Annotated in this window: 2 protein-coding genes and 1 pseudogene; 2 read left to right on the top strand and 1 reads right to left on the bottom strand. The window is 73.5% G+C overall.

Annotated elements, in window-relative coordinates:
• A partial coding sequence (locus VIP82_RS10855; protein WP_331908422.1) for a phytoene desaturase family protein occupies positions 1-856 on the bottom strand: 856 nt, incomplete at its 3' end.
• Positions 857-943: 87 nt separating this feature from the next.
• Between VIP82_RS10855 and VIP82_RS10850 the strand changes: the two genes are divergently transcribed.
• Both VIP82_RS10850 and VIP82_RS10845 read left to right on the top strand, forming a co-directional pair.
• The gene (locus VIP82_RS10850; protein ID WP_331908420.1) at positions 944-1747 is read left to right on the top strand and encodes an inositol monophosphatase family protein; all 804 of its coding nucleotides are present in this window, start codon (positions 944-946) and stop codon (positions 1745-1747) included.
• A gap of 432 nt (positions 1748-2179) precedes the next feature.
• A pseudogene (locus VIP82_RS10845) lies at positions 2180-2811 on the top strand (hypothetical protein); the annotation flags it as partial.

The following is a 2811-nucleotide window of genomic DNA, read 5'->3' as shown; positions in this document are numbered from 1 at the left end:
GGCCGACGCCGCTCAGCACCAGTCGGGCGTGGACGGCGGGGCCGTCGGCGAGGGTGATCTCTCCGTCGGGGGTGACCGCCACGACCTCCGCCCCAGTGCGCATCTCGGCACCAGCCTCGGTCGCCGCGCGCGACAGCTCGGATGTCACGCGACCCATGCCGCCGACCGGCACGTCCCAGTCGCCGGTCCCGCCACCGATCACGTGGTAAAGGAAGCAGCGGTTCTGCCGCAGGCTCTCGTCGTCGGCCGACGCGAACGTGCCGATAAGACCGTCGGTGAGCGCGATGCCGCGGGCGATGTCGGTGTCGAGGGACGAACGCAGCAGCCCACCCAGCGGCCGTTCGAACAGCTCCTCCCAGAGCCCGTCGTCGTCGAGCGCCGCGCGCAGCTCGCCGGCCCGGGGCAGCGGCTCGGTCATCGACGGGAAGATCAGCCGGGCGACGGGCGCCATCCGCTCGGACAACGCCGCGAAACGAGTCGCCTCGCCGGTGCTGCCGGTCACGCGGGCGAAGGCGTCGGCGGTCGCCGCGGCATCCGCCGTGTCGATGAGGATGCCGCGCGAAGGGTCCTGCGGATCCGGTGTGTACGACGAGTAGCGACGGCGCAGCAGACGGATGCCGAGCCCCAGGTCGTCGATGATGCGCTGCGGCAGCAGGCTCACGAGGTAGGAGTAGCGCGACAGGCGTGCGGCGACGCCCGGCCACGGTTCCTCCGACACCGCGGCGCCGCCGACATGGTCGAGCCGTTCGAGCACGACGACCGTGCGTCCGGCGCGGGCGAGGTACGCGGCGGCGACGAGGGCGTTGTGGCCGCCGCCGACGATGGCGACGTCGTAGACGGGGGAGTGGGCGGGCATGCGCACACGCTATCGAGACCCTCGTCGTCAGGCGAGCGTCGCCCCGCGTTCGCCGGCGCGGTGAGTACCGCCGGATACCGTGGAGGCATGAGCCTCGAGCACGACCTCGGATCCCTTGCCATGGACATCGCCCGCGAAGCCGGTGAGCTGGCCCGTGTGCGTCGTGACGCCGGCGTGGCGATCGCCGCGACCAAGTCGGCGCTGGCCGACATCGTCACCGAGGCGGATCGCGAGGTCGAGGCGCTCATCCGCACGCGCCTGAAGGCGGCGCGGCCCGACGACGGCTTCCTCGGCGAGGAGACCGGAGCCGAGCGCGGGGCCAGCGACGTGACGTGGGTCGTCGATCCCATCGACGGCACCGTCAACTACGCGTACGGCATCCCCACCTACGCGGTCAGCATCGCCGCCGTCCGCGGTGAGCCGAGCCCAAACGAGTGGGAGGCGCTGGCGGGTGTCGTGTTCGCGCCGGTCAGCGGAGAGGTCTTCCATGCGGTGCACGGCGAGGGCGCGTGGCTCGGCGTCAACCGGATCGCCGTCAACTCCGAGGTCGGGCCGGCGGGCGCCCTGCTCGCGACGGGCTTCGGATACGACCCCGCGACCCGCCCCGGCGACCTCGAGCTGATCGGACGTGTGATGCCGGGGATGGCCCGCGACCTCCGCCGTGCCGGTGCCGCGTCGCTCGATCTGTCGTACGTCGCGGCAGGCCGCCTAGACGGGTACTTCGAGCGCGGCCTCTCGCCGTGGGACCTCGCCGCCGGCGCCTTGCTGGTGACCGAAGCGGGCGGGCGGTTCGGCCGTGCCGAACCCGACGGGGGCCCGCGCGGACCGCTCGTGGTCGCGGCGACCCCGGCGATCTTCGACCGCCTCGCCGAGGCGGCGGGACTGGTGTGAGATACGCGCTCTCATCGAATTTTCACGAAGCGCGCGTCATGAAATCCGAGTCTTACATGGCATTCCCAGCACGCTCGGGGTAGTGTTTACCCGATCGTTACCTTCGCTGCCCGAATCGGCGGAGGTGGTCATAGCCCGACCGACAGCCCTGCTGCGTGCACCCCCCCCTCGCGGCACGACACGAGAGCCCGACTCCGCTTGCCTTTCGACTCCCCTATGGCTGAGCCCGCGCCCACGCGCCGATCCAGCCGTACCTCCCCGACGCCTGTGCAGGCGACGCCGGAGACCCCGGGGACGGGTCGCGCCACAGTGCGGCGGCAGGCGGCCGGAAGCGCTCCCGACCGTCCCGCCGTCGTGTGGGGCCGTCCTGTCGAGGCCAAGCGAGCGGATGCCGCCACTTCGGCCGCGGTGAAGCCTCAGACTCCCGCCTCCGTGACGCCGGCGTCCGACATCCCGGCGCCGCGACCGACTCTGTCGGGGATCGATGCTCCTGCCGCTGCGACGCCCGTCCTGCCGCCGGTCGCACCGACCCCTGCACCCGTGGCGCCGGCACCCTCGTCGGTGGATCTCCCCGTGGCGTCGAGCCCGGTCGTCGAACCGGTCGCTCCTCGCATTCGCGCTCGTGCCGCGGCATCCGCTGTTCCGCCGGTGGCCCCGGTGGAGCACGTGAGCCGCCGCTCCCGGCGCGCCCAGACCGGCGAGCAGCCCGTCGTCGCCGTGCCGCCGATCGCCGCCGAGTCTCCCGCGGCACCGGAGCGCCCGGCCGCCGCCTTCGAGGCCGAGCTGCCGACGCGCGAAGAGCCGGCGCCGCTGCTGGACACCGTCCTCGTCGCCGCCGAGCCGTTCGAGCTTCTCGAGCCCGCCCTCGAGACCGTCGCCCCCATCGGTTCCACCCCCGTCGCCGAGCCCGTCGCAACCGCGCCCGCCGACACCGCCTCCACGTGGGCGGCCGACAGCCTCGCGAAGCTCCTCGCCGCCGAAGCGGCCGCCACCATCGCGTCGGCGGCTCCGCTCGTCGAGACCGGCGCCCTCCAGCCGGCCCCTGCTCCGCGAGCAGCCGAGCC

The sequence above is a fragment of the Microbacterium sp. genome (assembly GCF_036566905.1).
Taxonomy (GTDB): Bacteria; Actinomycetota; Actinomycetes; order Actinomycetales; family Microbacteriaceae; genus Microbacterium.
This window is presented reverse-complemented; position numbering and strand designations above follow the sequence as displayed.